This window comes from Pseudomonas sp. CFBP 13711 (assembly GCF_014842265.1).
GTDB lineage: Bacteria > Pseudomonadota > Gammaproteobacteria > Pseudomonadales > Pseudomonadaceae > Aquipseudomonas.
Map to the genome: position 1 here is coordinate 420,046 of NZ_JACYVI010000003.1, position 26,691 is coordinate 446,736.

The window sequence follows — 26,691 nt, forward strand, 5'->3', positions numbered from 1 at the left end:
TGGGTTTCTGTGAAGGGATGATGGCCTGGGTGCTCCTTCGAAAAATGGTGGGGCGTGACGCAGTGGTTTTCCTGGGACCGCGTCAGGCGGCGGCTCAGGCTTTTTTCAGGCTGGCGATGTACGCGCGCCAGCCACCGAACGAGGTGATGTCCAGCGCGCCATCAATCGCCCAAGGCTCGCAGATGAAACCCTTGACGCTGCGACCGTCCTTCAGCGTCAGGTTGCCGATGCCCAGCGGCGCAGGAATCTCGGCCACGAACTCACCAAAGCGCGCCAGCGGTATGTCCCACAACTCGACGATGATCGACGCTCCGCCTGGGGATTTCACCAGCCCTGGTTTGGGCGGCACGGTGCCGGGCAAGGCGTAGAGCCGGTAGTCGCCTGCGGTCAGGGTTTGTTCGACGAGTACGGCATCGCGGCGGGTGAGCTGCACGTTCAGCGGCATGCCGGTCAGGTGCGCGCCCACCACGGCAACCCGCACACTGCCGCGCGGTGCAGTCGCTGGCGAAGGTGTCGGCGCTGGCGACGCTGGCATTGCTCGGCCGGTTGCGCCCATGGGCAAGCCGACGCTTTCCTGCCAGCGCTGGCCAAACCGGGCAAGTGCGGTGTCGTGCCACGCCGGTGCAATCAAGGTGATGCCCGACGGCAAGCCATCGGCACGCATACCGGCAGGCAACGCTAGGGCCGAGAGGTCCGCCAGGTTGGTGAAGTTGGTGTAGAAGCCGAACTGGGAGTTGTAGAGAACCGGCTCAACAGCCATTTCCGCCAGGGTGCGCAAGGTCGCGGAAGTGGGCACGACCAGTGCGTCGAACCCGGCCAAGGCGTCATTGATCTGCCGGCTCAGCGTGGCGCGCAGGTACTCGGCGCGGTAGGCGTCACAGGCGCTGTAAGCCAGGCCGCTTTCGACAATACCGCGCACTACAGGATTGATGGCGTCGGGGTTGGTTTCCAGCATCGAGGTCAGGGCCACCGTGCGTTCGGCGACCCACGGGCCGTAATACAACTGCTCCGCCAGGGCCTTGAACGGGGCGAAGTCGATGCGGGTGATCTCGGCGCCCATGCCGCTCAAACGGCGCAGCGCCTGTTCGAACACGGCTTGATTCTGCGCATCACCGAAGAACTCCAGAGTATCCGGCACCGCCAGCTTCATTGCTGCGCGAAAGCCTACCGGCGCTGTGCCAGGGTTGTGGCGGGAATAGGCGTCATCGCCATCGAAGCCTTCAGCGAGATCGGCAACTTTCTGCGCGTCGTCCACGGTCAGCGCAAAGATGGAAATGCAGTCCACCGTCTTGCACGCCGGCACCAGCCCGGTGTTGGGCAAACGGCCCTTGGTCGGTTTCAGGCCGACGATGTTGTTGAAGCCCGCCGGCACCCGGCCAGAGCCTGCGGTGTCGGTGCCCAGCGAAAACGCCACCAATCCTCGCGCCACCACCGACGCCGATCCAGAGCTGGAGCCGCCGCTGACGTAATCAGGGTTGAAACTGTTGGGTACGGCGCCGTAGGGCGAACGCGTGCCGACCAGGCCGGTGGCGAACTGATCGAGGTTGGTCTTGCCCATCAAAATCGCCCCGGCTGCGCGCAGTCGGGCCACCACAGTCGCGTCCTTGCTCGCGGCGTAGGCGAATTCCGGGCACGCCGCCGTCGTCGGCCAGCCCGCTGCGTCGATATTGTCCTTGATCGCGAACGGCACGCCGTACAGCGGCAGTTGGCTGATATCGCCGTTCAACGCCGCGAGCCGCTCGGCGAGGGCTTCGAGCTGCTCGCTAACCTGCGCCTGACTGGCCCGGGCGATCCACGCGGTATCGGTTTCCGGGTAAGCGCTGGAGAGCGTGAGCAGGACTTCCGGGGACAACTGCCCGGCCTGATAGGCCGTCAGCCATTCGTTGATCGTCCAGCCGATATGGGGGTGTTGGAGGTCATGCATGGGAGGCTTCCATCTTGTATCCAAGTTTGGATTCAACAGAAGCAAAAGCCGGGCCATGGCGATGGGAGGCCCGGTGCGCAGGGGGTGCGGGTGGTTTTCAGATGATTGGAGGAGCAATCGTGCGCAACAAAAAAGAACGGCGTGCAGGGTTTTGGTGCCCGCCGCACACCGCGATCACCTAGTGGGACCGGCTTTAGACGGGAAGCCTTTGATCTGCTCTTGCTCTTGCTCTTGCTCTTGATCTTGATCTTGATCTTGATCTTGATCTCGATCTCGATCTCGATCTCGATCTTCAACACATAACGCCCAGACGACACCTATCGCGACTTGGGTGCAGGCTGAACGCAGGTCTCGCGCAGTGGGCCGAGCCGCATGGATGCGGCGAGAGCGCCGTCAGGGCATGGATGCCCGTTCGGCGCGGGCCCACGGAGCGAGACCGGAGTGAAGGAACCCTGACGAAGGAAGGGCCCAACCAGGAGCACAAGCCCTTGGTTACTTGGGGCTTTATCAAGTAACTCGCCGAAGGCGAAACAGTCTGCCCCCAGGCAGACGCTCTTGACCTTCTGCCAGCCTCACCTCAAACCAGATACTTTTTGAACCATGCGACCGTCCGGTCCCACGCCAACGTCGCAGCAGCATCGTCATACCGCGGCGTCGAATCGTTATGAAAACCATGGTTGGCGCCCTTGTAAATATGCGCCTCATACGTTTTGCCCGCCGCCTTCAATGCCGCTTCATACGCCGGCCAGCCATCGGTGATCGGCTTGTCGAGCTCTGCGTAATGCAACAACAACGGCGCCTTGATCCGGCTGACATCCTCGGCCCTCGGCTGACGGCCATAAAACGGCACCGCCGCCGCCAACTCCGGATAAGCCACGGCAGCAGCATTGGCTACGCCCCCGCCGTAACAAAACCCGGTGATCCCGACTTTCCCGGTGGAAGCGTGATGAGCCATCAGCCACTCGATGCCGGCGAAAAAGTCATTCATCAGCTTCTCGGGATCGACCTTCGCCTGCAGCTCGCGACCTTGGTCATCGTTGCCCGGATAGCCCCCGACCGAAGACAAACCGTCAGGTGCCAGGGCGATAAAACCGGCCTTGGCCACACGCCGGGCGACGTCTTCGATATAGGGATTGAGGCCGCGATTCTCATGCACCACCAGCACCGACGCGAGTTTGGCATCGGCCTTCGCCGGCCGCACCAGATACCCGCGCACCTGGCCATTGCCCTTGGGCGATGGATAGGTGATGTACTCGGCGATGATGTCCGGGTCGGTGAACTTGACCTGCTCGGCCAGCGCGTAATTGGGGCTCAGCGAAGCCAGAATCGTCGTGGCGGCAAGCCCGCCCACGGCGAACACCGCCGCGCGATCCAGAAACTCCCGGCGGTTGATCTTGCCGTGAACGTAATAGTCGTAAAGCTCAAGCAATTCAGGGGCGAAGTCTTTGGCGGTGAGACGGGTCATCTGTGCGCATCCTCATCGATTGTTCAACGGGCACAGGCGTAGAACCGAGCGCCTGAACGTGCCGCAGCGAGCCCTCAGTAAAGCAGTATTTAGGCCGAGTGCGTCACATCACGCGCTGTCGAACAGCATCTTTCCACGGCGCGCTTTCCAACTCTCTCGTTGTGGGCTAGCCTGAGCGGCGCAGTTGTACGACGACGTACAAAGCCACTTTTCGACGAAAATGGCCCTGCATGCCGCTTCCATCAACAATAAAAAAGGATGCACTCATGACCCGACTCAAACTGACCCTCGGCTTCTTGTGCCTGTTTTCAGGCTTCGTGGCCGCCGCCCCTTCTGCCGATGAACAAGCCGTCGCCAAGGCCGTCGACAACATGACCCAGGCGATGCTGCACAAGGACATCGCCGGCCTTAAAGCGTTGACGTCCGACAACGTCACCTACGGGCACTCCAGCGGCAAGGTGCAGAACAAGGATGAATTCATCGCCGACATCGAAACCGGTCGCAGCGGCTTCAATACCCTGGAAATGAAAAACCAGACAATCAACATGAACGGCGACACTGCCCTGGTGCGCAACCACTTCTCCGCCGAAGCCGTGAACAGCGGCAAGGTCGTGCCGACCGAGATCGAAAACTTTCAGGTCTGGCAGAAACAGAAAGGCCACTGGCTGCTGATCGGGCGCCAGGCGTTCAAATTCTGATGGCATGACTCCAACGTTGTAACCGACCGGGCGCCTGACAGGATCAAGCCCCGGTCGGCTACACGTCTGTTTTTAACTCCCGTTGCCCTACAACGCTTCCAACTCCTGCAACACCTCCAGCACATAACGGGTCGAGCGTTCGACGCTTCCGGCCCGGTGCGCAATGCCCAACTCCCGCCACAGCGCCGGCTGCAACGGACGCATGACAATGCGGCTCTCCGGCGCGGGCGTGGACGCCTCATGGGGCAGCAAGGTCGCGCCATAGCCCGCCCCCACGAGACTCTTGATCGCGTCGTTGTAATTAAGCTGAATGCGCGGCGTCGGCTGCGGCCCCTCGCCGGCAAACCATTCGGCGACCTGACGGGACAGCCGCGTGGTGGCGTCGTTGAGAATCAACGGCTGACCCGCCAGCCAACTCGGGGTGATGACCGACGGGCAGTCCCAGCGCGCCGGCAAAAACGCCATCACCGGGTCCCGGCGCCACGGCTGAATCGACAAGCCCTTCACCGGCGCTTGAGGCAGCGCAATCACGCCGATGTCCAGGCTGCCGTCCGCGAGCTTTTGCAGCGTCTGTTGCGACGTCAGCACCGCGACCTGCACGTCGATGCCCGGGTGTAACTGCTCCAGGGTTTCCAGCGCCTGGGGCAGCAATTGCGCGATGACGCCGGTTGATGCACCCAATCGCACCCGCCCGGCCAGTCCCTGAACCTGGCGCTCGACGTCTTCCAGCGCCTGCTCGGCATCGGCCAACAGACGCCGCGCGCGCTCGATCAGGGTGTCGCCGATGGCCGAGGGCTGAACCCGGCCCCGCGTGCGCGAGAGCAACACGCCGCCCACTCGCTGCTCCAGATCAGCGATGTGCAGGCTCACCGTCGGCGGCGCGAGGTTGAGCACCCGTGCGGCTTCAGCAAATGAGCCGTGGTCGGCGATGGCCACAAGAGTGCGCAAACGATCCAGACTGATTTCCCGCACCCTGATGCCCCTCCTTCAGAAAAGCTGAAGTGTACCGTCAACAAATTCAACTTTCTCTATCCACGAGTGGACTGGAAGATGGCTGGCATTGACGACCTTCTGCGGAATTCAAATGCCATGTCTTTAAAACAAGCGCCCCAGCCTATCGTGTTCATCGACGGCGACCAAGGCACCACCGGCCTGCAAATACACCAGCGCCTGCAAGGCCGCACCGACCTGCAGGTGGTGACGCTGCCCGCCGAACACCGCAAAAACCCTGAAAGCCGAGCTGCCGCGATCAACGCCTGCGACATCGCGGTGCTGTGCCTGCCCGACGAGGCCGCCCGCGACGCAGCGGCGAGCATCACCAACCCGGACGTGCGGGTGATCGACGCCAGCTCTGCGCACCGTACCCATCCCGACTGGGTCTACGGTTTCGCGCAGATGAGCGAAGCACAGAAACAACGCATCGCCACAGCCCGCCGCGTCAGCAATCCAGGCTGCTATCCCACTGGGGCGATCGGTCTGTTGCGGCCGTTGCTGGAGGCGGGACTGCTGCCGCGCGATTACCCGATCAGCATCAATGCGGTGTCGGGCTATTCGGGCAAAGGCCGCGCGGGGGTCGACGAATTCGAAGGGCCGGACGCTGCTCAGGCGGTGCCTTTTCAGGTCTACGGCCTGAGCCTTGCGCACAAGCACGTTCCGGAGATCCAGCAGTACAGCGGGCTGAGCGAGCGGCCGGTGTTCGTACCGGCTTACGGCGCGTTTCGTCAGGGCATCGTGCTGACCATCGCGCTGCAAACGCGCTTGCTGCCCCACGGCGTGACGGGCACGACGCTGCATGCCGCGCTGGCTGAGCATTATCGAGGCAGCGGGTTTGTCGAAGTGCTGCCGATGGAGCAGTCGCGCGCGCTGAGCGGGATCGACCCCCGCCAGCTCAACGGCACGGATAACCTGCGGCTGATGGTGTTCGAGCACGACGGCCACGTACTGCTGGCCGCCGTGTTCGACAATCTGGGCAAGGGCGCGGCCGGGGCGGCGGTGCAGAATCTGGATCTGATGATTGCGGGTGGCTGACGCGCGTTACAGCCATCTCGCGTCGCCACTGCCCAGTCCGCTCGCTGGTAAATCCCAGTGGGTCGGCGTGCCGTCGATCTGCCCGGCGGGTTTGAGGCGCAGCGCCGGGCCCCACGCGGTGTGCTCGATGGCGTCGGAGTAGTCGCTCGGATTCAACGGCAACAGCGCTGCAGGCTGGGCCTCGGTTTGGGCGAACGACATCAGCGATAACGCGGTGCGCGCCAGGGATGCCTGCACTTGAACGCCTTGTCCGGTGATATGTCGCTCGGTCAGACCGCGCACTGCTGCCGCCGCCATCAGATACCCGGTGGCGTGATCCAGCGCCTGCACGGGTAACGGCACCGGCCGGTCACCGCCCGCTGCGACCATGCCAGCGTTGGCGATGCCGCAACTCATTTGCACCAGACTGTCGAAACCCCGTCGCTCCCGCCATGGGCCGGTCCAGCCGTAGGCGTTCAGCGATACATCCACCAGACCCGGATTGAGCGCGCGGCGGCGTTCTGCGCTGAGGCCCAGTCGCGCGAGGGCGTCGGCGCGGTAACCATGGATCATCACGTCTGCTTCGCGGATCAGGCCCTCCAGCACTGCGCGATCGGCGGGGTCGCGCAAATCCAGCCGCGCGCAGCGTTTGCCAAGCACCACCTCCGGGACGGTGCCGGGCTCGTCCCAGCCAAGAGGGTCGATGCGCAGCACCTCGGCGCCGAACCCGGCGAGAAACCGCGTCGCCACGGGGCCGGCCAGAATACGCGTGAGGTCGAGCACGCGAATGCCGCGCAAGGGCCGTTCACGCGGGACGATCCATTCGGGTCGTGCGGGGTTTGACTGATGCGATGAAGCCGGTGCCGCTGTGGCCGGCGCACGATGCAGCAAAGGTTCGGCGGCGACGGCGCGACCCTGAGGATGTTCGTGCCAGGCCGAAGCGCTGAGCATGGCGGCGGCACAACCGTGATGGTCGACCACCGCGCTTTCCAGCTCACTGGCCTTCCAGCCCAGCACCGCCTGGCTGACGGCATCACGCTCGGGAGCGGTTTTCAGCACAGCGAGCGCGGCCTGACGATGGTGCGGTGCGTTGGTGTGCAACCGGATCCATCCATCTGCCGCGCGGTAATCCCCTGCCACCGCGTCCCACTGCGCCGGCAGCGACCAGCCTTGGGGCTGAAGGGACGTTGCGAACCAGAACGAGGCCAGGCGCCGATCGACCGTAACCAGCGGCAACGTGCCGTGGGCCTGATCAATCAATTCGCCCACCGCCAGATGCGCGGCAGCGACGGCGGCAGTGGCGAAATCGGTGACCGGGAATGTCGACGCCAGGGCGCCTTCGCCGATGGTCTGGAGATGGTCAAGATAGCGAGGCGGCCCGCCGAGGGCCAACCAGAATTCGCGCAGGAAATGCGTGCAGGCAGTGTCGGACTGGGCAATCGGCATGGGGCAGCGCTCTCGGGAGTGGTGTGAGCAGCCTAGCAAAAGAGTCTAAAAGGGGGGGCGAAGCCCGCGTGTTTGCCGTTGGAGATGCAGCGAATGCACTGGCCTCTTCCCGGCTGAAGCCGGTCCCACTAAAAGCACCGCATGCATCCAGTCATACTGGCGGTGACCTGAAATGTGGGACCGGCTTTAGCCGGGAAGACGGTGTATCTATTGTCAGAAATGCAGTGGCTGCACTGGCCTCTTCGTGAGCAACCTCTCTCCCACAGGTTCTGCAGGCTGGCTCAGATCCGGCGTCGACAACGATTATGTGGGAGCGAGCTTGCTCGCGAAGGGGGCGTAACTGCCGCAGGAGATTCAGCGGATGCACTGGCCTCTTCCCGGCTGAAGCCGGTCCCACTAAAAGCACCGCGCGCATCCTGTCAAACTGGCGGTGACCTAAAATGTGGGACCGGCTTTAGCCGGGAAGACGGTGTATCTATTGTCAGAAATGCAGTGGCTGCACTGGCCTCCTCGTGAGCAAGCTCACTCCCACAGGTTCTGCAGGCTGGCTCAGATCCGGCGTCGACAACGATTATGTGGGAGCGAGCTTGCTCGCGAAGGGGGCGTAACTGCCGCAGGAGATTCAGCGGATGCACTGGCCTCTTCCCGGCTGAAGCCGGTCCCACTAAAAGCACCGCGCGCATCCTGTCAAACTGGCGGTGACCTAAAATGTGGGACCGGCTTTAGCCGGGAAGGCGTCAAAGAACACACCGAATATTCAAGCCGTTCACAAGGCGACGCCGAGCGTCACGGAGGCATGTCCACGCGGAGCGTGGGCACGATCAAGGTCCCAGCAGAAAATTCCCCGGCCGGGTGCCCTCGCCCGCTTCCAGCACCGGCACTTGCGCATCGTCTTTCAAGCTCACGCCGGACAACTGCCGACGCCAGGCCTCGCGCATCAGGTACAGCAGCTTGTGCGCCGCCATCGCGTAACTCATGCCTTCAAGACGCACGTTGGAAATGCAGTTGCGCGCGGCGTCGTTCAGGCCCACGCGCGGTGCGTACGTAAAGTACAGGCCGAGGCTGTCCGGCGAACTGAGGCCCGGCCGCTCGCCGATCAGGATCACCACCATGCGCGCCTTGAGCAGTGCGCCGATTTCATCGGCAACGGCGACGCGGCCCTGTTCCACCAGCACCACCGGCGCCAGGCTCCAACCTTCCGCCGCTGCCATTTCGTCGATGCGCTCCAGCATCGCCGGGCTGTGGCGTTGCACCGCCAGCGCAGACAAGCCGTCTGCGACCACCAGCGCCAGATCAAATCCGTCAGGATGCGCCGCCGCGTAATCCTTCAGCTGGGCAGCCGCCCCCTCGGACAAACGCCGCCCCAAATCAGGCCGTTGCAGGTACACATGGCGATCGGTGGCTGAGCTTTGCAGGGTCAGCGTCTCGCGGGACCGACCCGCCAGTTGCTCGGCCAGCGCTCCGTGATCGAACGCCAGGTGCACAGCGTCGCGGGCCTGGGCGTGGGCAAACTGGAAATCCAGCTGCGCCGCCGTCGGCAAACTCGTGCCCGCATGCCCGAGGGCGATTCGCGCCGAGGTCAATGACCGCAACTGCTGCCAGGCATCGGCGTGTGCGGGTGATTTCTTGTCATCGCTCATGGCTCAAGCCCTTGTCTGGAACTGCTGATCAGCGACTAATTCAGTTGCGCCAGCGCCTTGCGGAACAACGGCGGCACGCCCTGCCCCAGCCGCACGCCGCCGTCGTCCTGGCGCAGGATGTCCATGCGCGTCAGCCATTCCTCGAACTCCGGCGCCGGGCGCAGGCCGATGGTTTTGCGTGCATACAAAGCGTCGTGAAACGAGGTGGTCTGGTAGTTGAGCATCACGTCGTCGGACCCCGGAATGCCCATGATGAAGTTGATGCCCGCGACGCCGAGCAAGGTCAGCAGCACGTCCATGTCGTCCTGATCGGCTTCGGCATGGTTGGTGTAGCAGATGTCGCAGCCCATGGGCACGCCGAGCAGCTTGCCGCAAAAGTGATCTTCAAGCCCGGCGCGAATGATCTGCTTGCCGTTGTACAGGTATTCCGGGCCGATAAAGCCGACCACGGTGTTCACTAGAAACGGATTGAAATGCCGCGCGACCGCGTAGGCCCGGGCCTCGCAGGTCTGTTGATCGACGCCGTGATGCGCGTTGGCCGACAAGGCGCTGCCCTGCCCGGTTTCGAAGTACATCAGGTTGTCGCCCAGCGGGCCGCGCTTCAGGCTGAGCCCGGCTTCGTAGCCTTCGCGAAGGATTTCCAGGCTGATGCCGAACCCGCTGTTGGCCGCTTCGGTACCGGCGATGGACTGGAACACCAGGTCCAGCGGCACACCTTTTTCGATGGCCGCCACCGATGAGGTGACGTGGGTCAGCACGCAGGACTGAGTGGGAATCTCGTAATGACGAATGACGCCGTCGAGCATCTTCAGCAGTTCGCTGATAGCGCTGACGCTGTCGGTGGCCGGGTTGATGCCGATCATGGCGTCGCCGTTGCCGTACAGCAAACCGTCGAGCACGCTGGCGGCGATGCCGGCCGGGTCATCGGTGGGGTGATTGGGTTGCAGCCGGGTGGACATGCGCCCGCGCAGGCCGACGGTGTTGCGAAAGCGGGTGACGACACGAATTTTCTGCGCCACCAGCACCAGATCCTGCACGCGCATGATCTTCGACACCGCCGCCGCCATCTCCGGGGTCAAGCCCGGTGCCAGGGCCTTGAGGCTGGTCTCGGTGGCGTCGTCCCCCAGCAGCCAGTCGCGAAAGCCGCCGACCGTGAGATGGCTGACCGGGGCGAAGGCGGCGCGGTCATGGCTGTCGACGATCAGGCGGGTGACTTCATCCTCTTCATAGGGAATCAGCGCTTCGGTGAGAAATTGCTTGAGCGGCACGTCGGCCAGGGCCATTTGCGCCGCCGCGCGTTCGGCATCGCTGCTGGCGGCCACTTCTGCGAGAAAGTCACCGGAGCGTGCGGGGCTGGCCTTGGCCATGAGTTCCCGCAGGCTGTCGAAGCGCCAGACCATGCCACCGATGCTGTGGGAAAAACTCATGCACACCTCTTTTATCGAACCGCGTGATTAACCGGCGACCGCGACCGCCGCACTGCGCCCGCGGACCATTTTGCAGAACACCGCGCCCACGGCCATCAGGCAGATGAATATGGCGCAGATCAGCAGGTTGAACCAGACCATGGCGACCAAACACACCACCGCCAGCACCAGGGCGATGCCCGGCACGATCGGATAGCCCGGCGCGCGGAAGCTGCGCTCAAGGTTCGGTTCGCTGCGGCGCAACTTGAACAGGCTGAGCATGCTGATGATGTACATCACGATGGCACCGAACACCGACATGGTGATCATCGCGGCGGTCAGCGTCATGCCCTGCAGGTTGATCACGCCGTCGCTGAGGATCGCGATGATGCCGATCACACCGCCCGCGAGGATCGCACGGTGGGGCGTCTGGAAGCGCGACAGTTTCGCCAGGCTCGGTGGCAGAAAGCCCGCCCGTGCCAGGGCGAAGAACTGCCGCGAATAGCCGAGGATGATGCCGTGGAAACTCGCCACCAGACCGAACAGGCCGATCCACACCAGCATGTGCATCCAGTTGGAGTTGCCGCCAACCACCGCTTTCATCGCCTGGGGCAACGGGTCATTGATGTTCGCCAGCGTACGCCAGTCGCCCACGCCACCGGCGAAGATCATCACGCCGATCGCCAGCACCACCAACGTCAGGATGCCGCCCACGTAAGCGCGCGGAATGGTGCGTTTCGGGTCCTTGGCTTCTTCGGCCGCCATGGCGGCGCCTTCGATGGCGAGGAAGAACCAGATGGCGAACGGGATCGCCGCGAACATGCCGCTGATGGCCGGCAGGCCGAAGGTATCGGAACCGGCCCAGCCGCCGAGGACGAAATTGCTGAAGCTGAAGCCCGGCGCGACGACGCCCATGAACACCAGCAGTTCGGCCACCGCCAGAATGGTGACCACCAGTTCGAAGGTCGCTGCGATGCTCACGCCCAGGATGTTCAGGGTCATGAACACGAAATACGCGCCGATGGCCGCAACCCTTGGATCAAGGGACGGGAATTGCACGTTAAGGTAAGCGCCGATCGCCATCGCAATGGCGGGCGGGGCGAAGACGAACTCGATCAGCGTTGCCAGGCCCGCAATCATCCCACCGGTCACGCCAAAGGCGCGCAGGCTGTAGGCAAACGGCCCGCCTGCGTTGGGAATCGCGGTGGTGAGTTCGGTGAAACTGAAGATGAAGCAGGTGTACATCACCGCCACCATCAGCGTGGTCACCAGAAAGCCCAGCGTCCCGGCGGTGCCCCAGCCGTAACTCCAGCCGAAGTATTCGCCGGAAATCACCAGGCCGACGGCCAGCCCCCACAAATGCAGGGTTCCCAAGGTGGGTTTGAGTTGTGATGCAGTCATGAGCGTGTACCCCGGTAGCCAGGCGACGGTATTTGTCTGACGTCGAGCATAGTCACAGCTGACAGGCCAAGGCTTGACCGTACGGCGCGCGGTCTGTCGTCTGCGGTCAAGTTTTCCGGGTATCTGCCGGGGGTGCGCCACACTGGCGCGTGAAAACGGCCCGGTGCTTTATTGAGGGTCACGCAATGCCTGTGTTTGCTGACCGCAGTGGCACCAGACTTCCCAACAGCTTGGGCAGCAGATGAGTCGTCGAGTAGCACCGGTGCCCATGTAGGAGTGACCGGGGTGGCGCTCCACCTTGCTCGCGAGGAGGTCGGTACATTCGCCGAGTATGCAGCGGCTGGAATGCAGTCTTCGCGAGCAAGGTGGAGCGCTGCCCCGGTCCCTCCCACAGGACCGTTGATTCCCCCCGACGATGCATGTGGCTGACACAAGGTACGACATTTGCTTGCACGATAGGCCTACACACCGTCAGAGCCCTCACCCCCATGCTCCAGACCCTCGTCCCCGCCGCCGCATCGAACTCGCCCGCCGCCAGCAATCGCGGCGTGCTGTCGGCTGCGGCCAACGGGCTCGATGGCTTTATCGTGCAACACGGCGGTGATCTGGACCGGGTGTTCGGCCGCTCCGGCATCGACCCCGAGCAGCTGCTGCACCCGACCCTGAGCCTGCCGCTGACCAACTACTGCAAAGTGCTGGAAGAAGCCGCGAGCCAGACCGGCTGCGACAATTTCGGCCTGCGTTACGGCCAGCAATTCCGGCCCCAGGCGCTGGGCCTGCTGGGCTACATCGGCCTGTGCTCGGCGACGCTGGAAGACGCACTGATCAATTTCTCCGCCGCCTTCCCGTTCCATCAGCACAGCACGCTGATCGAATTGGTGGATCAAGGCGAGTGCTACCGTTTCGATTATCAGGTGCGCCACGGCGCGATCAACGAACGCCGCCAGGACGCCGAGCTGACCATGGGCATGGCGCTGAACCTGGTGCGGCACGTGCTCGGCCCGGACTGGGCACCTCGGCAAGTGGCATTCGAACACGCCAAACCCCAGGGCTGGCACGAACACCGCGACGTGTTCCGCGCTGACGTGCGTTTTGGGCAGAGCTGCAATTCACTGCTGATCCCCAAGCGCGATGTCGTGGGCAAAGCCATGCCCGGCAGCGACCCGATTCTGCTGATGCTGATCAAGGACGCGATCCGCCAACTGGGCGATAACGGCAGCGGCACGGGCAACAGCCCCGAGGCCACGCTCCTCGACCGCGCCCGCCAGACCATCCTCGCCATCCTGCACCTGGGCGAACCGGCGCTGGACGACATCGCCCACACCCTCGGCCTGTCCGAATGGACCCTGCAGCGCAAACTGCGCGAACACGGCTTCAGCTTCACGCAACTGGTCGACCAGATCCGCCAGGACTCGGCCCTGAATCACCTGAAACAGCAGAACCTCAGCATCACCCAGCTCGCCTCGCTGCTCGGCTACTCGGAAACCAGTGCGTTCTCCCGGGCGTTTAAACGATGGTTCGGGGTGAGTCCGAAGCAGTGGCGTGGGGGTGATTGCCGGGTTTGAAACGCTGGCGGCCGGCTTTCCTTGTTTTCCCAGACAGCACCGTGATGTGGGAGTTAGCTTGCTCATGAAGGGGCCCGGACATTCAGCCACCTTATCTGGTGACTGACAGGAAGCCTTCGCGAGCAAGCTCGGCTCCCACGGGATAGTGGATTCACTCGATATTTTGGTCGGTTCGCTGGGACTGTGGGAGTGAGCTTGCTCACGAAGAGGCAGGAACAGCCGTTACATCTTCAGTGCCTGAACTGCCGTCTTCGCGAGCAAGCTCGCTCCCACAGGTAAATCAGTTCCAGCGGGCAGCGCGGCGTCTGGATCAGAAGCGCCCCCTACTTACGCCCCAAATCCTGCAACCAGTCATTCATGTTCCCCGGCAACAGCAGTTCGTGCCGGGCGCGGGAGCTGGCGGTGTATAGCAGGGAACATACGCTGGCCAGTGAATGGGTCGAGCCCTCGCGCGGTGGCCGCATGAGGTCGCGGGAGAGCAGCACGGAGTCGAATTCCTGGTTCTTCACGTCTTCGACTTTCGCCAGTTTGAGGATGGCGGTCGGGTCATTGCAGAAGCGCTGGGCGGTGTTGATGAAGTCCTGCAGGCGGTTGCCTTGGCCGAGCCACTCGTGCATCGCCTTGAATTCGTGGCTGCCGCCCATGGCCGAGGCCAACGCGTCCCAATAGGCAAACCGGAAGATCAGCCGGTGCTGCGGGCGCAGGTCTTCGCGGTAGAGCAGGTCCAGGCCTTTTACGAACAGCGTGAGGCTTTCAAAGGTGCGCAGGGGCATTTGAAAGCGCGCGCCGGCTTCGGTCAGGCGCTTGAACCATGCAAACAGGCCCCATTCGTTGGCGACCAGAATCGTCGTGGGTTTTTCCGGAATCGGCATGATGCCGTGGCCAATGATCCGCGTCGGGTGCGGCGCGCGGCCGACGAAACCTTCCTTGATGTCGCTGGGGTGCAATTGAATCATCGGATTGAGCAAGTCGGCCATTTGCTTGCCGGCGCGGATGGACTGGGTCATGAAACGCTGGCGAATGAAGCCGCCGTGGCGCGGGGTCTTGCCGCTGAGCTGCTGGAATTCGTCCCCCAACGTAATGACCGCCTGGGGGCTGCGGTCGAGGATCTGCACCATCGGCGCCGTCAGTTCGTGGCTTTCGTCGATGATGATGTGGCTGTAATTCTCGGGGATCACTTCGCTGGTCAGCGCCAGAAACTTGATCCGGTGGCTGTTGCGGATCGGCAGACGAATGTGCGGCGCCGACGGCCTGACCGTCTCGCGCCAGAGCAGGCGGCTGTATTCCAGCAGCAGAGCGATGTCCGCCTGACTCGCCGCGTGGCCCAACGACGGCAAGTGCCGCGCCTCGATATTCGCCAGCGGCGACAGGCTGAAACTGTGCACGGTGCTGCGGCAGACCCGCGCCACGTCACGGGGCTGCAACTTGCCCACCGCCTGCAAATTCAGCCACTGCGCCACTTGCCGGTCATCGACCAGCGAGCTGGCGCCGGTGCGTTGTATATCGGTGTTGCGCCAGCCGCGCGCCGTGAGATCGCGGTTAAGCAGCAGGTTGGCCATATGGCCGAAGGTGCACGCGTTGATCCGCGCGTCGGGGTTGGCCTGGCGCACCCGCGCCTGAAGCGCGCTCACCTGACCCGGAAAGGTCGCCATGAGCAAGGTCTTTTCCGGGACCAGGACCTCAAAGAACTTCGCCAGCAGGTAGGTCTTGCCCACCCCGGCATAGGCCTGCAGGTGGAACGACTCTTCGTTGCAGACCTTGAACTCGTCGAAGATCCGGCTCTGCTGATCGCTCAGGCGCAGGACGTCGCCGGACGGCATCACGATGTCGCGGGTCAGTGGCTCCAGTTTGGCGCGATGACGCAGGCCAAAACCGAAGTCCCACTGCCCTTCCCCGTCGAGGTAATCCTGCTGCTCGATATCAGCGTCGTCGAGCAGACTGACGCCGGCAATTTCAAGCACCGAGAGCCCTGCGGCCAGATGGTCGGCGGTGAACCTGCCCCGCACCAGATCGGCAAATCGACCGCCCGCTTCTTCGACGGAAGCGGCCGCGCGCAGGACATCATCGAGCATGCGTTCGAGCTGTTCGACGGCGGTGTTTTGCGCGACCAGTGCGTTGAGATTGAGCAGCAGCATCAGCGCAGCGAGTTGCGGCCGGCCGGCTTGACTCAGGAAATCGTCCAGCGATTCGCCAGCGGCCAGGCCCTTGCACACCTCTTTGGTCAGGGGCAGAAACAGCGACGGCGGTGGCGCGAAGGCAGCGGGTGATCTCATTGCGGGCGTCAGGTCCTGAGCGGCGCGTGGGCGCGGGCAGTCAAAAAGGATCACAGCTTACTCCTGCCGCCCGATCACCGCCCACTTGCGTGTCGCCGTTACCACGCACGGCCCGTAAGACCGCCGCCTGAATCGGGCCTCACACCCGGCTCTGCTGCTCACCCGCCATGCCAGCGCGGGTGTGTTCGGAGCCGCCTTCCGCGACCATCTGTCCGCGGCTTTCGATCCACATCACCAGCGGCGTTTTGTCGGAGCCGTTTTCGGCGACTTTGGGAGCGAGCTGGAAGCAGGCGCGGTCGTCGGCGCTTGTGTGCTGCACCGCTGCGTTGGCGTGCATGGCGAAACCGGCGAGTGCGAAAGCAACGGCGGACAGGGTGGTCTTGATCGGTGTCATGGTGTGATCCTCATGAAATCTTCAACGGTAATGAGCGAACCGGGCGGCCGGTGACACGTCACCCGCCCGAGCCTGGACTCAGTTGTCCTGCGGGCAGTTCTGGGCCACGGTCTGGTAGTTCAGGGTCTGTTGCTGACCCTGGGAATCGAGGTAGCGCAGATGGGCATTGACCACGCCGCAGGTCGGGGTTGAGTCGACTTCGGTGGACAGCGCCTTGGCGATGTCCAGGTGGTCGCCGTACATGTAAGTGTGAGCTTGGGCGACGGGCTGGGCGTGTGCAGTCAGGGCGCCGAGGCTCATGGCGGCAAACAGGGTGGCGATGCTGAGGTTCTTCCAGTTCATGGTGTTCTCCGGTATCCAAGGTTGTTCGGTTGGGGTTCGAGGCGGTGTGTGTCTGTCGTCTCGATGGGTCCCATTGAACGCCCCGCAGGTATCTCGCTTGTGTCGCGAACGGCCGGAAAATCATCCTTACGTGTCAGAGCCCGCTGCAGATACACAGCGATACATTCGCGCTGAAAACCCCGCCTTTTGCATGCGCATGTATGCCCGGCAGCGCCAGATACAGTGGAATACAAACCCCGGCAGGCAAGTCACGCGCGACTGGTTAAGATGCGCCACAAACATGAATACGGGAGCTGGGGCAATGGAGCACGTCGATCACATTCTGATTGTCGATGACGATCGCGAGATTCGAGAGCTGGTGGGCAATTACCTGAAGAAGAACGGTCTGCGCACCACCGTGGTGGCGGATGGCAGGCAGATGCGTTCGTTTCTGGAATCGACGCCCGTCGACCTGATCGTGCTCGACATCATGATGCCGGGCGACGATGGCCTGCTGCTGTGCCGCGAGCTGCGCACCGGCAAGCACAAGACCACCCCCGTGCTGATGCTCACCGCCCGCAGCGACGAAACCGACCGCATCATTGGCCTGGAAATGGGCGCCGACGATTATCTGGTCAAACCCTTCGCCGCCCGCGAACTGCTGGCGCGGATCAATGCCGTGCTGCGCCGCACCCGCATGCTGCCGCCGAACCTGATCGTCACCGAAGCCGGTCGCATGCTGGCGTTCGGCAAATGGAAACTGGACACCACCGCCCGCCACTTGCTCGACGCCCAAGGCACGGTCGTTACCCTCAGCGGCGCGGAATACCGCCTGCTGCGCACCTTCCTCGATCACCCGCAGCGGGTCTTGAGCCGCGATCAGCTGCTGAACCTGACCCAGGGCCGTGACGCCGATCTGTTCGATCGCTCCATCGACCTGCTGGTCAGCCGTCTGCGTCAGCGCCTGGCCGACGACGCCCGCGACCCGGCCTACATCAAGACCGTGCGCAACGAGGGCTACGTGTTCACCTACGCCGTGGAAATTCTCGGGGAAAGCCCATGAAGCTGAGCGTCGGATGGCCGCGCACCCTGGCGTCACGGCTCTCGCTGATTTTTCTGATCAGCCTGGTGCTGGCCCACGGGTTGTCGTTCGGCCTGCAATTCTATGAGCGCTATGAAAGCGCGATGACCACGATGCTCGGCAATATGAAGCGCGACCTCAGCACCACCGTCGCCGTGCTTGAGCGCCTGCCGGCCGACGAACGTCAGGCCTGGCTCCCACGCTTCGAACACCCGACCTACGGCTACATCCTCGGTGCCGGCCAGACCGGGACACCGGTGGACATGGACAAGGCGCCGATGTCAGTGCATTCGATGCAGGAAAGCCTCGGTCACGATTACGAACTGACGTTCAATAACATCGCCGACAGCCGCCCGCACTATCAGGCGCATCTGACGCTGAAGGATGGCAACCCGCTGACGATTGACGTACGCCCGCAGATCACCCCGCTGTCCCCCTGGCTGCCTTTGTTGTTGATTGGCCAACTCGTGCTGCTGTTTGTCTGCACCTGGCTGGCCGTACGCACGGCCATTCGCCCGCTGACGCGCCTGTCCCATGCGGTCGAAAACCTTGACCCGAACGGCGAAGGCATTCGCCTGGATGAAAGCGGACCGACCGAAGTGGCCTTCGCCGCCGTGGCGTTCAATACCATGCAGCAACGAATTTCGACCTACGTGAAAGAGCGCATGCAACTGCTGGCGGCGATCTCCCACGACCTGCAAACCCCCATCACCCGCATGAAACTGCGGGCCGAGTTCATGGACGATGGCGTCGAGAAAGACAAACTTTGGAGCGACCTGAGCGAGATGCAGCACTTGGTCCAGGAAGGCGTGGCTTATGCGCGAAGCATGGACACCTCGACCGAGACAGCGCGGCGTGTGGACATGGATTCATTCCTCGACAGCCTGGTGTTCGACTATCAAGACGTCGGCCGCGACGTGCAGCTGAACGGCAAGACCGGCGCCGTCATCGACACCCGCCCCCACGCCCTGCGCCGGGTGCTGGTCAACCTGACTGACAACGCGTTGAAATTCGGAGGCGCGGCAAAAATCCAAGTGGTCACCCACGCCGACCAGAGCCTGTCGCTGCAAGTGCTCGACCGCGGGCCGGGAATTGCCGAAGGGGAATTGCCGGAAGTGATCAAACCCTTCTACCGCATAGAAAGCTCACGCAACCGCGACACCGGCGGCACCGGGCTGGGCCTCGCGATTGCACAGCAATTGACCATCGCACTGGGCGGAACGTTGACCCTGAGCAACCGCGAAGGCGGCGGCTTGTGCGCGCAATTGAAGCTGCCTGCGCGGTTGGCGCCGGGGGCGGTGAAGATCACGGATCTCTAAGGGGTGGTGACGAGGATCACCCCTAGTGGGACCGGCTTCAGCCGGGAAGACGCCGGTGTGAGCACCGAACATTCTGCAGTGTGACGCCTGACGCCTTCCCGGCTAAAGCCGGTCCCACGAACTCAATGCACGCAATCAGTAATGATCGTCCCCACGCTCCGCGTCACCTTCTCGAGATTGAATGCGCGTCGCCTGCTGGACGCAGAGCGTCCGGAGCGGCGTTACCACGCAGAGCGTGGGAACGATCGGAGTCATGGACGCACGCTGCAACCGTCTGACTATTTGTCGAACGATACAACCGTAATTTCTCCATTCTCAGGGTTCACCAGATAACTCACCCCATTCCAGTTACCTGCAATCAGATCGTCATTCTGACCTATGTAGATATTCACATACGGCTTGTCTTCTTGAGTGCCATGGGGGCTTTCTTCTATCTGCCAGAGAACTTTGCCCTCATGGCTAACTCCATAAACGTTACTATTGAAAATGACGCCGGCCGGTGGTTCAACTCGAACGATGATCGAATCACGGTAAGCAAGCGCCTCTTCTACAGGATGCGGAAAATCGATTACTCGGTCGCCGATGGTAAGTTTTTCGTTAACTATCACAAATGCCATTTTATTCATCGGCCAAGCCTTATCGATTCACAAGGACCGGCTTCAGCCGGGAAGAGGCCGGTGTGAGCACCGAACATTCTGCAGTGTGACGCCTGACGCATTCCCGGCTAAAGCCGGTCCCACTAAAGGCTCGCGGGCACCCCGTAGGACCGGCTTCAGCCGGGAAGGCGTCGGCCGCTATAGCAACACTCTCGATCCTAAACCTCAATATCCAGCAACGCCGCCCCCAGCGCTTTGCCGTGGGCATCCAGCGCCAATGACCGTGTAACGCCCCCCTTCAAAATCCCCGGCAGCACAAAATTCAGCGCGTGCACGTTTGGCAGTTCATACCGAAGCACCCGCGAGGCATCGCTCCCCAGCAACTCGGCAAAATGCTGTGCCACCCGCTCGACCGTCAGCACCTCCAACAATCGCGGGTAGTCTTCCGCCTTGAACGCGATGACCGAAATATTCGAAGTGTCGCCTTTGTCGCCGGTCCGGGAATGGGCCAGTTCGCGCAATTTCACGGTGCTCACGGTGCGTCCTCCAGATGAACCTGCGCCTTGACGGCATCCCGCGGCATCAGCAGCGACGCCACGGCCACCACTTGCCGCACGCCCTTGGTCGCGCCGCCACCGCCATAAGGCCCGTTGGTGTAGAGGGTTTCGACTTCATTGCCGATGCGCACGGCTTCGGCCTTGTCTGCACAGCGCGCCGCGACCCGCAGGCGCACCTCCCACGGCTCGGCCGCCGTCCGCGAACCCAGCGCCGCACCGTGCAATGCGTCGACGCCAATCAGCTCGGCGCGCACGTCATCGAAGACCACGCCGGTCAGTTGCAGACGTTCCAGCACCACGTCCCGCGCCAGTTGCGCGCGGGGCAGTGCGCCGGGGCCGCCATAGGAAATCTGCCCTTCGCCGATCCAGCCGTCGAGATAGCCAACCGAGACCTTGAGCGTCTCGGGTCGCGCGCGGCCATCGGCGCCCTCAGCCCGCACCTCGTCAGAGGCAACAACGCTAAACGACACGCCCGAAAAATCCGCCGTCACGTCCGGGGTCAGGTACGCCGCCGGGTCGTGCACTTCATACATCATTTGCTCGGTGCAGGTGGCGGTGTCGATCCGCCCGCCGGAGCCGGCGACCTTGCTGATCACTGCCCTGCCCTCGGCGTCGACTTCCGCCAACGGGAACCCCAGTCGCGCCAGATTCGGCACCTCCTTAACCCTCGGATCAGCAAAGTAGCCGCCGGTGATCTGCCCGGCGCATTCCAGCAAGTGGCCGATCAAGGTGCCGCGTCCCAGCCGCGTCCAGTCGTCGTTGGCCCAACCGAACTCAAAGACCTGCGGCGCGAGAAACAATGAAGGGTCTGCCACACGGCCCGTAATCACCACATCGGCATCGGCCTTCAGCGCCTCGACAATCCCCTCGGCACCCAGGTAGGCATTCGCCGAAATCAACCGATCACCCAACGAAACAATCGGCGCGCCGTTATCCAGCATCTGTTCAGGACTCGCCTTTAGAACAGCGAGCACGTCATCCCCTGTCACCGCCGCGACCGTCAGCCCATGCAAACCCAACTCGACCGCGATGCGCCGCACTTCCCGCGCCGCCGCCAGCGGATTGGCCGCGCCCATGTTGCTGATCAGCCGAAGCCGTCGTTGACCTGCTTCCCGTCCACGCCCCACAAACGGCAGCACGCGACGCATGCGCTCGCTCAAAAGCGGGTCGAAACCGGCTTCGGGATCGCTGAGCCGCGCTTGTTGTGCCAGGGCAATGGTGCGCTCGGCCAGGCACTCGAAAACCAGATAATCCAGCTCGCCCTTCTCGGCCAGTTCGACCGCAGGCTCGATGCGATCACCGGAATAACCAGCGCCAGAGCCGATACGTAATGTCTTCATTTAAAACACTCCCAGCAACAGTGCGGTCAGGGTCATCAGCACCGATGCGGCAAACAGAAACGGAATGGTGAAGCGCTGGTGGTCGGCCAGTTCGACCTTGCACAGCCCGACCAGCAGGAAGGTGGCCGGCGTCAGCGGGCTGACCGGGAAACCGGTGGTGTGCACGCCCAGCAGCGAGGCCTGGGCCACTTGCAGCGGATCAACGCCCAGGGAGCGGCCGACTTCGGCAATCACCGGCATCACGCCGAAATAGAAGGAATCGGGATCAAACAACAAGCTCAGCGGCATCGACAGGAAGCCCACCACCATCGGAATCAACTTGCCGTGGCCAGCCGGGATCTGCGCCACCGCCACTTCGGCCATGGCCTTGAGCATGCCGGTGCCCTGCATGATCCCGGTGAAGACCCCCGCCGCCAGAAGAATGCTGGCCATGGTCAGGGCGGTCTTGGCGTGGGCATCGATGCGCGCGCGCTGGGCGTCGACGTTGGGGTAGTTGATGCACAGCGCCAGCACCGTGCCGACCATGAACATCACCACCGGATCGACCCAGCCGGAAATCATCACCGCCATGACCACAATGGTCAGCACCAGGTTGAGCCAGAACAGACGCGGCCGGCGCAGCACCGCTTCCTGCTCGGTGAGCACACGCTGCGGCACCACGTCGATGTGCTCGGCCGTGGTTTGAAAGCGGCCCAGCCCCAGGCGCTTTTCCTCACGCCGCCCGAGCATCCAGGCGCAGAAGAAGACAAACGCCAGGCCGACGATCTGCACCGGAATCAGCGGCTGGAACAGCTCTGACACCGGCACATGCAGCGCCGCCGACGAGCGCAGCACCGGCCCGGTCCACGGCAGGAAATTCACCCCCGCCGCCATCGCCGCGACGCAGGCCAGAATCCGCCGGTCGATGCCCAGCCGCGTGTACAGCGGCAGCATCGCCGGGATCGTCACCAGAAAGGTCACCGCGCCGGAGCCGTCGAGGTGCACCAGCAACGCCAGCAGCGCGGTGCCGACGACAATTCGTGTAGGACGCGTCCCCACCGTGCGCAGGATGCGATCTATGATCGGGTCCAGCATGCCGGCGTCGGTCATCACGCCGAAGAACAGAATGGCGAACACGAACATGCCGACCACCGGGGCGACGTTCTTGATGCCGGTGATGATGAAGCCGCTGGTTTGCAGGCCGAATCCGCCGATCAATGCGGCGATGATGGGCAAGGCAATCAGGGCGACCAGGGGCGAGAGGCGCTTGCTCATGACAGCGGCGAGCAGGCAGAGGATGGTAATGACACCAAGGGTGGCGAGCATGGTTTGATCCTTCGTCATCCCTGACCGGCGGGCGGCGGGACGAGCTGTTGTTGTTTTCAGCGAGTATCGAAACGGGGGTACACTTTGTAAATTGAAATGTTCGGCGCCCTGCGTTCGGAAAAACCGGATGACGCCACCACAAGAAGCATTGGAAATCAGCGCCATGAAGAACTCGATTCAGCACATCCGCGCGTTCCTGACCGTTGCCCACACCGGCAGCTTTGCCAAGGCGGCGCTGGAGCTGAACCTGTCGCCGTCCGCCCTGACCGTGCAGATCCAGCAGTTGGAAGAATGGCTCGGCGTTGCCCTGCTGGAGCGCAGCCCGCGCCAGGTCAGCCTGACCGCTGCGGGTCAGAACAATCGCGGGCCCATGGAGAAACTGCTGCTGGACCTGGACAACATCGTCAGCGGCTCCCGGGATCTGGCCGCGCTGCGTCGGGGCGTGGTGACCATCGCTGCCCTGCCGTCGATGTGTTCCGGCACGCTGCCGCCCATTCTGAAAACCTTCCGCGAGCAGTTCCCCGGCGTCGAAGTGCGCTTGCGTGACGTTGTCGCGCAGCGGATCGATGCGCTGGTGCGCGAGGGCGAAGTGGATTTCGGGCTGGGAGTGAGGGCGCGCATGGGCCACGGGCTGGCGTTCGAGGTGGTGATGGTCGACCGGCTGAGCCTGTTCGTTCCCGCTGACCATCCGCTGGCACGGGAGCGTTCGGTCACCCTGCAGGCCCTGGCGGGACAGCCGATCATCCTCACCGGTCGCGACAGCAGTGTGCGCGAGCGGGTGGAACAGTTATTTGCCGAAGAAGGGCTTGCGCTGACGCCCGGGCTGGAAGCGGACTACATGTCGACGGTCATGGCGCTGGTGCGGCACGGCCTGGGGATGACCTTGCTGCCGGAATCCGCCGACGAAGGCCGCGGCGATTTGACGCAGGTGCGGGTCGAGCATCCTGGCGTGTGTCGGGAGATCGGGCTGATTACCCGAACGGCTGTGAGCCTGAGCCCCGCAGCCCGGCGATTCGTCGAAACAATGAAAAACGCGCTGGAACGGCAAAAACCTTGAGCGGTTTGCACGAGGACTGCTGCCGTATGCGCCAAAGACAGCAGGCCAGAGTGACAGTGGCAGCGAAGTCTCGAGTCAGCGTCGAGACTCCCATCAGGAATTGCTTCCGTGTACCATCCGGAGCCCAAAATCGTATTAAAAGGAATTAACGATGTCACTCGAAGCATATCTGCAGATTGAAGGGGTTCCCGGTGAAGCGCTCACGGAGGCCTACGAAAACTGGATTGAACTGCAAGACTTCGATCTTTCTGCCAGCCAGACAGCCTCCGCTACTTCCACCTCATCTGGGGGCGCGAGCTCCGGTCGAGCTTACATGAGCGACATGCTTGTCAAAAAAGCTGTCGACAACGCCACGCCGAAGCTGCATGAAGCATGCTGTAGCGGAAAGCACTTCAAGCAGGTTTCTGTGCATCTATTCCGCGCCGGAGACCCCAAAGTTAAGTACCTCGAGATAAAACTAGAAGAAGTGATCATCAGTTCATTTTCATTAACAGGCAATGGTGAGCAGGACAACAGCTTCCCGAGCGAGCTTATCGCTTTGAACTATGGAAGAATTCAACTCATCTATTCCAAACAAAATCGAAAGACAGGACAGAGCGCGGGGCAGATTGCTGGCGGGTGGGATGCCATCAGCAATAAGATATTTTCATAACCACTCAAAATTTCGCAGGGAAAAGCGATGAACTACGAAATGCCAGCAGCTATTCCTCCGGGTGTCAATGTAGACGTCCATATGAAGCTTGCAAACGATCAATGGAAACGAGATCCGGCGACCGGTGCATTTATGAGCTGGTTCTACTACAAAGTGCGTAACCGCGCCCCGTGGGACTATAAACAGCAGAATCCCGAATGGGAAAACTTTGGCAATTTCCACTACGGTGCTGTTGGCACTGCTGGGCAACTTACCGAACAGCTGTTGCTGAGGGCGGCCGGATACGCGCAAAAAGCAGCCAAGACACAAAAAGCCGATCACAAGTGGGGTTACTGGTTCTGGCTGCCTCCCTACGGGGATGACCCCAAAGACCAGAAATGGATAAAGATGGGGATCTTGTATGCAAAATCCAAAGGCTACTAATTTCAGACTCACCTATAAGCACTCCTTCTGGGCTCTTGTAGTGATTTTGATTATCAATGCATTGTTTGGAGATTTTTTTAACTTCGGCAGTGGCGCTGATGAGTTAGTCCTCAAAAGGCAACTGCCTCAGGGCGATTGGTTATACATTACACGCTATGGCGCGATGGCAACTGACGTGGACACTTTGCGTTTTTTTATTAGCAAACCGCTCGATGGCGATGACCTGGAAGTCCTCAAACAGCTTAATAAGGCAAGTGAATTCCTGATCACGGACAGTGCCTTAAACGACGTTTCTATCGAGGACACCCCCAATGGTGTAGGGATAAAAGTGGAAGGCGCAGTCTACCGATACTTCAGTAAAGAATATGTCACGGAGGGCGATGAGTTAAGAAGTTATCGGATCACGTTGACGCAGGTGGATACTGCGTCTAGGGACTGACAGCAGTGTGCGTGAGCGAGTGGAGCAGTTATTTGCCGAAGAAGGGCTTGTGCTGACGCCCGGGCTGGAAGCGAACTACATGTCGACGGTCATGGCGCTGGTGCGGCAGGGCCTGGGGATGACGCTGCTGCCGGAATCCGCCGACGAAGGCCGCGGCGATTTGACGCAGGTGCGGGTCGAGCATCCTGGCGTGTGTCGGGAGATCGGGCTGATTACCCGTGCTGGATCGGACCCGAGCCCGGCAGCGCTGCGCTTCGTCGAGACCCTGAAAACCGCACTGTGAACGCTAAAACGCTCTGGCCGCTTGCGCGCTTAAAGCTTCCAGCTCCCTCACTGCCTGAACCCCGGCTGAACACCTGCACAACAAGCAGGGTTTTGCAAAAAAACCAGTGCACGCATTCAATAATGAGTATCATTATGTTACACAGTGGCTGAATGCGAATGGCTACCCGACGCATTCACGTCGCACACCCTATCAGATATGCACCGGTGATAAATGCTCGTTCCTTTTTTGATCATGCTGCGCGAAGGGATTGAAGCCGCGCTTATCGTTGGCATCATTGCCAGTTACCTGAGACAGACCGGCCGCGGCGAGTGGATGCCTGCGGTGTGGATCGGCGTGTTTCTGGCGGTCGCCCTGGCGCTGTTCGTCGGCGGTGGTCTGGAGATGGTCAGCGCTGAATTCCCGCAAAAGCAGCAGGAACTGTTCGAAGGCATCGTCGGCCTCGTCGCCGTGGTCATCCTCAGCTCGATGGTCGTGTGGATGCGAAAAGTCGCGCGCTCGGTCAAGCATGACCTGCACCAGTCCCTGGACGCCGCTCTGGCCGGGTCGAGAAACCAGACCTACGCGCTGATCGGCATGGTGTTCTTCGCCGTCGCCCGTGAAAGCCTCGAAACCGTGTTCTTCCTGCTCGCCGTGTTCCAGCAGAGCGAAGGCGTGTCCGGCCCGCTGGGTGCGCTGTTCGGCCTGATCATCGCGGTGTGCATCGGCGTTGCGATCTATAAAGGCAGCATGCGCCTGAACCTGAGCAAGTTCTTCCGCTACACCGGCCTGTTCATCCTCGTCGTCGCGGCGGGCATTCTGGCCAACTCCGTGCGTTCGCTGCACGAAGCCGGGGTCTGGAACCACTTCCAGGACGTGGTGTTCGACATCAGCGCGATCCTGCCGATGGACGGCCCGACCGGTTCGGTGCTGGCCGGAATGTTCGGCTATCAGGATGCGCCGACCGTCAGCGTGCTGGTGGCGTACCTGGCTTACCTGGTCTTTGCGCTGTTCCTGTTCTTCAAGCCCCAGGCGCGGGTGGTGAGTCTGCCCACCCGCCCGGCCCATGAACACGGTCACACTTCTTCGGTTACGCATTCAGTTACGAACAAATAAGGGC

Annotated in this window: 25 protein-coding genes and 1 pseudogene; 11 read left to right on the forward strand and 15 right to left on the reverse strand. The window is 62.2% G+C overall.

All coding sequences use genetic code 11. From position 1 onward, the window contains the following. Positions 1-94 precede the first annotated feature (94 nt). From atzF to yghX, 3 genes are all read right to left on the reverse strand, one after another. On the reverse strand, positions 95-1,924 hold the full coding sequence (gene atzF, locus IFT47_RS08960; protein ID WP_192172308.1) for an allophanate hydrolase: 1,830 nt from the start codon (positions 1,922-1,924) through the stop codon (positions 95-97). Positions 1,925-1,956: 32 nt separating this feature from the next. Then, the gene (locus IFT47_RS08965) at positions 1,957-2,220 is read right to left on the reverse strand and encodes a hypothetical protein (RefSeq protein ID WP_192172307.1); all 264 of its coding nucleotides are present in this window, start codon (positions 2,218-2,220) and stop codon (positions 1,957-1,959) included. A gap of 281 nt (positions 2,221-2,501) precedes the next feature. After that, on the reverse strand, positions 2,502-3,389 hold the full coding sequence (gene yghX / locus IFT47_RS08970; RefSeq protein WP_192172306.1) for a YghX family hydrolase: 888 nt from the start codon (positions 3,387-3,389) through the stop codon (positions 2,502-2,504). Positions 3,390-3,655: 266 nt separating this feature from the next. On the opposite strand from yghX, the gene IFT47_RS08975 reads away from it, so the two are divergent. Beyond that, positions 3,656-4,087 (forward strand): nuclear transport factor 2 family protein, encoded by a 432-nt coding sequence (locus IFT47_RS08975; RefSeq protein ID WP_192172305.1) that lies wholly within the window; start codon positions 3,656-3,658, stop codon positions 4,085-4,087. A gap of 87 nt (positions 4,088-4,174) precedes the next feature. On the opposite strand, the gene IFT47_RS08980 is transcribed toward IFT47_RS08975, so the two are convergent. Next, complete coding sequence (locus IFT47_RS08980; protein WP_192172304.1) at positions 4,175-5,059, reverse strand: LysR substrate-binding domain-containing protein; 885 nt, start codon at positions 5,057-5,059, stop codon at positions 4,175-4,177. Positions 5,060-5,176: 117 nt separating this feature from the next. On the opposite strand from IFT47_RS08980, the gene argC reads away from it, so the two are divergent. Then, on the forward strand, positions 5,177-6,115 hold the full coding sequence (gene argC / locus IFT47_RS08985; protein ID WP_192172303.1) for an N-acetyl-gamma-glutamyl-phosphate reductase: 939 nt from the start codon (positions 5,177-5,179) through the stop codon (positions 6,113-6,115). A gap of 6 nt (positions 6,116-6,121) precedes the next feature. Here the strand turns inward: argC and IFT47_RS08990 are convergent, their stop codons facing one another. The 4 genes from IFT47_RS08990 to eat form a co-directional block, all read right to left on the reverse strand. Beyond that, positions 6,122-7,540 carry a CoA transferase gene (locus tag IFT47_RS08990; protein ID WP_192172302.1) on the reverse strand — a complete coding sequence of 473 codons (1,419 nt, stop codon included), beginning with the start codon at positions 7,538-7,540 and terminating at the stop codon, positions 6,122-6,124. 821 nt (positions 7,541-8,361) lie between these two features. After that, positions 8,362-9,180, reverse strand: coding sequence for an ethanolamine ammonia-lyase subunit EutC (eutC, locus tag IFT47_RS08995; RefSeq protein WP_192175118.1), 819 nt, complete (start codon positions 9,178-9,180; stop codon positions 8,362-8,364). Between the two features lie 35 nt (positions 9,181-9,215). Further along, positions 9,216-10,607 (reverse strand): ethanolamine ammonia-lyase subunit EutB, encoded by a 1,392-nt coding sequence (locus tag IFT47_RS09000; RefSeq protein WP_192175117.1) that lies wholly within the window; start codon positions 10,605-10,607, stop codon positions 9,216-9,218. A 27-nt stretch (positions 10,608-10,634) separates the two neighbouring features. After that, the gene (gene eat / locus IFT47_RS09005) at positions 10,635-11,987 is read right to left on the reverse strand and encodes an ethanolamine permease (RefSeq protein ID WP_192175116.1); all 1,353 of its coding nucleotides are present in this window, start codon (positions 11,985-11,987) and stop codon (positions 10,635-10,637) included. A gap of 488 nt (positions 11,988-12,475) precedes the next feature. On the opposite strand from eat, the gene qhpR reads away from it, so the two are divergent. Beyond that, positions 12,476-13,552 carry an AraC-like transcriptional regulator QhpR gene (gene qhpR, locus IFT47_RS09010; protein ID WP_192175115.1) on the forward strand — a complete coding sequence of 359 codons (1,077 nt, stop codon included), beginning with the start codon at positions 12,476-12,478 and terminating at the stop codon, positions 13,550-13,552. 323 nt (positions 13,553-13,875) lie between these two features. Here the strand turns inward: qhpR and IFT47_RS09015 are convergent, their stop codons facing one another. The 3 genes from IFT47_RS09015 to IFT47_RS09025 all read right to left on the reverse strand — a co-directional run bounded on the left by IFT47_RS09015 (position 13,876) and on the right by IFT47_RS09025 (position 16,561). Beyond that, the gene (locus IFT47_RS09015) at positions 13,876-15,825 is read right to left on the reverse strand and encodes an AAA family ATPase (RefSeq protein WP_192175114.1); all 1,950 of its coding nucleotides are present in this window, start codon (positions 15,823-15,825) and stop codon (positions 13,876-13,878) included. A 139-nt stretch (positions 15,826-15,964) separates the two neighbouring features. Further along, positions 15,965-16,219: a hypothetical protein gene (locus IFT47_RS09020; protein WP_192175113.1), complete on the reverse strand. Its 255-nt coding sequence runs from the start codon at positions 16,217-16,219 to the stop codon at positions 15,965-15,967. A 78-nt stretch (positions 16,220-16,297) separates the two neighbouring features. Further along, positions 16,298-16,561, reverse strand: a complete 264-nt coding sequence (locus IFT47_RS09025; RefSeq protein WP_192175112.1) for a DUF2790 domain-containing protein — start codon at positions 16,559-16,561, stop codon at positions 16,298-16,300. A gap of 301 nt (positions 16,562-16,862) precedes the next feature. On the opposite strand from IFT47_RS09025, the gene IFT47_RS09030 reads away from it, so the two are divergent. Both IFT47_RS09030 and IFT47_RS09035 read left to right on the forward strand, forming a co-directional pair. After that, positions 16,863-17,603 carry a response regulator gene (locus IFT47_RS09030; RefSeq protein ID WP_192175111.1) on the forward strand — a complete coding sequence of 247 codons (741 nt, stop codon included), beginning with the start codon at positions 16,863-16,865 and terminating at the stop codon, positions 17,601-17,603. Further along, positions 17,600-18,940, forward strand: a complete 1,341-nt coding sequence (locus IFT47_RS09035; RefSeq protein ID WP_192175110.1) for an ATP-binding protein — start codon at positions 17,600-17,602, stop codon at positions 18,938-18,940. Before IFT47_RS09030 ends, IFT47_RS09035 begins: the two co-directional genes overlap by 4 nt. Positions 18,941-19,218: 278 nt before the next feature. On the opposite strand, the gene IFT47_RS09040 is transcribed toward IFT47_RS09035, so the two are convergent. The 4 genes from IFT47_RS09040 to IFT47_RS09055 all read right to left on the reverse strand — a co-directional run bounded on the left by IFT47_RS09040 (position 19,219) and on the right by IFT47_RS09055 (position 22,756). Beyond that, a complete protein-coding gene (locus IFT47_RS09040) occupies positions 19,219-19,566 on the reverse strand; it encodes a hypothetical protein (protein ID WP_244656094.1) in 348 nt (115 codons plus the stop codon). Positions 19,567-19,754: 188 nt separating this feature from the next. Then, a complete protein-coding gene (locus tag IFT47_RS09045) occupies positions 19,755-20,072 on the reverse strand; it encodes an AtuA-related protein (protein ID WP_192175109.1) in 318 nt (105 codons plus the stop codon). After that, the gene (locus IFT47_RS09050) at positions 20,069-21,433 is read right to left on the reverse strand and encodes an acyclic terpene utilization AtuA family protein (protein ID WP_192175108.1); all 1,365 of its coding nucleotides are present in this window, start codon (positions 21,431-21,433) and stop codon (positions 20,069-20,071) included. The genes IFT47_RS09045 and IFT47_RS09050 overlap by 4 nt, the downstream gene beginning before the upstream one ends. Further along, positions 21,434-22,756 carry a CitMHS family transporter gene (locus IFT47_RS09055; protein WP_407073272.1) on the reverse strand — a complete coding sequence of 441 codons (1,323 nt, stop codon included), beginning with the start codon at positions 22,754-22,756 and terminating at the stop codon, positions 21,434-21,436. A 145-nt stretch (positions 22,757-22,901) separates the two neighbouring features. On the opposite strand from IFT47_RS09055, the gene IFT47_RS09060 reads away from it, so the two are divergent. The 6 genes and pseudogenes from IFT47_RS09060 (at position 22,902) to efeU (ending at position 26,687) form a co-directional block, all read left to right on the forward strand. Continuing rightward, positions 22,902-23,795, forward strand: a complete 894-nt coding sequence (locus IFT47_RS09060) for a LysR family transcriptional regulator (RefSeq protein ID WP_192175120.1) — start codon at positions 22,902-22,904, stop codon at positions 23,793-23,795. Positions 23,796-23,946: 151 nt separating this feature from the next. Beyond that, complete coding sequence (locus tag IFT47_RS09065; protein WP_192175106.1) at positions 23,947-24,447, forward strand: Hcp family type VI secretion system effector; 501 nt, start codon at positions 23,947-23,949, stop codon at positions 24,445-24,447. 27 nt (positions 24,448-24,474) lie between these two features. Next, positions 24,475-24,870 (forward strand): polymorphic toxin type 44 domain-containing protein, encoded by a 396-nt coding sequence (locus IFT47_RS09070; protein ID WP_192175105.1) that lies wholly within the window; start codon positions 24,475-24,477, stop codon positions 24,868-24,870. Beyond that, positions 24,848-25,309, forward strand: a complete 462-nt coding sequence (locus tag IFT47_RS09075) for a hypothetical protein (RefSeq protein ID WP_192175104.1) — start codon at positions 24,848-24,850, stop codon at positions 25,307-25,309. Before IFT47_RS09070 ends, IFT47_RS09075 begins: the two co-directional genes overlap by 23 nt. Beyond that, positions 25,290-25,592 (forward strand): annotated as a pseudogene (locus IFT47_RS09080) (LysR substrate-binding domain-containing protein); the annotation flags it as partial. The gene IFT47_RS09075 and the pseudogene IFT47_RS09080, both read left to right, overlap by 20 nt. A gap of 213 nt (positions 25,593-25,805) precedes the next feature. Further along, positions 25,806-26,687, forward strand: coding sequence for an iron uptake transporter permease EfeU (gene efeU, locus IFT47_RS09085; RefSeq protein WP_192175103.1), 882 nt, complete (start codon positions 25,806-25,808; stop codon positions 26,685-26,687). The last annotated feature ends 4 nt before the right edge of the window (positions 26,688-26,691 follow it).

Coding starts and splice junctions, on each gene's coding strand:
- argC (WP_192172303.1), top strand. CDS start 5,177: ATGTCTTTAAAACAAGCGCCCCAGCCTATCGTGTTCATCGACGGCGAC.
- IFT47_RS09015 (WP_192175114.1), bottom strand. CDS start 15,825: ATGAGATCACCCGCTGCCTTCGCGCCACCGCCGTCGCTGTTTCTGCCC.
- IFT47_RS08975 (WP_192172305.1), top strand. CDS start 3,656: ATGACCCGACTCAAACTGACCCTCGGCTTCTTGTGCCTGTTTTCAGGC.
- IFT47_RS09000 (WP_192175117.1), bottom strand. CDS start 10,607: ATGAGTTTTTCCCACAGCATCGGTGGCATGGTCTGGCGCTTCGACAGC.
- IFT47_RS09050 (WP_192175108.1), bottom strand. CDS start 21,433: ATGAAGACATTACGTATCGGCTCTGGCGCTGGTTATTCCGGTGATCGC.
- efeU (WP_192175103.1), top strand. CDS start 25,806: ATGCTCGTTCCTTTTTTGATCATGCTGCGCGAAGGGATTGAAGCCGCG.
- IFT47_RS09065 (WP_192175106.1), top strand. CDS start 23,947: ATGTCACTCGAAGCATATCTGCAGATTGAAGGGGTTCCCGGTGAAGCG.
- IFT47_RS09035 (WP_192175110.1), top strand. CDS start 17,600: ATGAAGCTGAGCGTCGGATGGCCGCGCACCCTGGCGTCACGGCTCTCG.
- IFT47_RS08990 (WP_192172302.1), bottom strand. CDS start 7,540: ATGCCGATTGCCCAGTCCGACACTGCCTGCACGCATTTCCTGCGCGAA.
- eutC (WP_192175118.1), bottom strand. CDS start 9,180: ATGAGCGATGACAAGAAATCACCCGCACACGCCGATGCCTGGCAGCAG.
- qhpR (WP_192175115.1), top strand. CDS start 12,476: ATGCTCCAGACCCTCGTCCCCGCCGCCGCATCGAACTCGCCCGCCGCC.
- IFT47_RS09020 (WP_192175113.1), bottom strand. CDS start 16,219: ATGACACCGATCAAGACCACCCTGTCCGCCGTTGCTTTCGCACTCGCC.
- IFT47_RS09030 (WP_192175111.1), top strand. CDS start 16,863: ATGGAGCACGTCGATCACATTCTGATTGTCGATGACGATCGCGAGATT.
- atzF (WP_192172308.1), bottom strand. CDS start 1,924: ATGCATGACCTCCAACACCCCCATATCGGCTGGACGATCAACGAATGG.
- IFT47_RS09025 (WP_192175112.1), bottom strand. CDS start 16,561: ATGAACTGGAAGAACCTCAGCATCGCCACCCTGTTTGCCGCCATGAGC.
- IFT47_RS09055 (WP_407073272.1), bottom strand. CDS start 22,756: ATGACGAAGGATCAAACCATGCTCGCCACCCTTGGTGTCATTACCATC.
- eat (WP_192175116.1), bottom strand. CDS start 11,987: ATGACTGCATCACAACTCAAACCCACCTTGGGAACCCTGCATTTGTGG.
- IFT47_RS09075 (WP_192175104.1), top strand. CDS start 24,848: ATGCAAAATCCAAAGGCTACTAATTTCAGACTCACCTATAAGCACTCC.
- IFT47_RS09070 (WP_192175105.1), top strand. CDS start 24,475: ATGAACTACGAAATGCCAGCAGCTATTCCTCCGGGTGTCAATGTAGAC.
- IFT47_RS09060 (WP_192175120.1), top strand. CDS start 22,902: ATGAAGAACTCGATTCAGCACATCCGCGCGTTCCTGACCGTTGCCCAC.
- IFT47_RS09040 (WP_244656094.1), bottom strand. CDS start 19,566: ATGAATAAAATGGCATTTGTGATAGTTAACGAAAAACTTACCATCGGC.
- yghX (WP_192172306.1), bottom strand. CDS start 3,389: ATGACCCGTCTCACCGCCAAAGACTTCGCCCCTGAATTGCTTGAGCTT.